Raw genomic sequence first — 915 nt, forward strand, 5'->3', positions numbered from 1 at the left:
CGGCGGAGGAGTCGGCGATGCTCGAGACGGTCTCGCGCACGCTCGCCACGCATCTGTCGCTGCACCATGCCGACCCTGCCCTCGGGGCGGAGGCCGGCCCGGACGGGCGCGGCGCGGCGTCACAGGCGCCGGCCGCGACGAGCTGGCTGCGCAGCGGGCGCTATCTTTTCGGGCTGGGCGAGAGCGTCGGCAATCTTCGTCCCGTGGCGGTTCTGCGCAGCGGGCTGTCGGCCCCGCCCGGCGAGCTGCAGCGCCGGCTGATCCGGATCGGGCTGGGCTACGCGGACCGGCTCCTGCAGGAGCGGCTGGGCGCGACCGCGCGGGGCGGGCTGGCCGAGGCGATCCTGCGCAGCTTCTCCTGCGGTGTGGTGGTGGCCGACGCCCAGGGCGCGGTCGCCTACATGACCGAGAGCGCCGAGCGCTGGCTGGCCGGCCAGCAGGAGTTCCGGCTGCAGAACGGCCGGCTGGTGGCGCGCGACCCCCAGAGCCAGGCGCGACTGCACGCGGCGCTGGGGGTCGCCACCGGGCGCAAGCGCCCCTCGGTGATCCACCTCGGCGGGCCCAGCGAGCGTCTGCGCACGGTCGTGGTGCTGCCGATGGAGCGGACGACGCCGCTGGCGCTGGTCGTCGTCGGCCAGGAACAGGACGACAGCGCGCTGAGCGACCTGCTGCTCGAGACGCTTGGGCTGACGCGGGCCGAGCGCCGGCTGGCGCAGCAGCTTCTGGCGGGCAAGTCGCTCGGGGCCGCGGCCCGGGACTGCAACCTGACCATCTCCACCGCCCGCACCTATCTCAAGAGCATCTTCGCCAAGACCGGCATCAACCGGCAGAGTCAGCTCATCACGCTCTGCCATGCGCTGATTCCCCCGATCCGGCTGAACGACCCGCCCGGCAGCGAGGAGCCCGGCCGCAGGC

The 915-nt window shown here is 74.2% G+C and carries 1 protein-coding gene; it reads left to right on the top strand.

Features of this window, described 5'->3' with window-relative positions; all coding sequences use genetic code 11:
- Window positions 1–17 precede the first annotated feature (17 nt).
- Window positions 18–915 (top strand): helix-turn-helix transcriptional regulator (locus tag DRV85_RS18795; RefSeq protein WP_147238900.1); only part of this gene is annotated, 898 nt, incomplete at its 3' end.

This window comes from Rhodosalinus halophilus, assembly GCF_003298775.1.
Classification (GTDB): domain Bacteria; phylum Pseudomonadota; class Alphaproteobacteria; order Rhodobacterales; family Rhodobacteraceae; genus Rhodosalinus; species Rhodosalinus halophilus.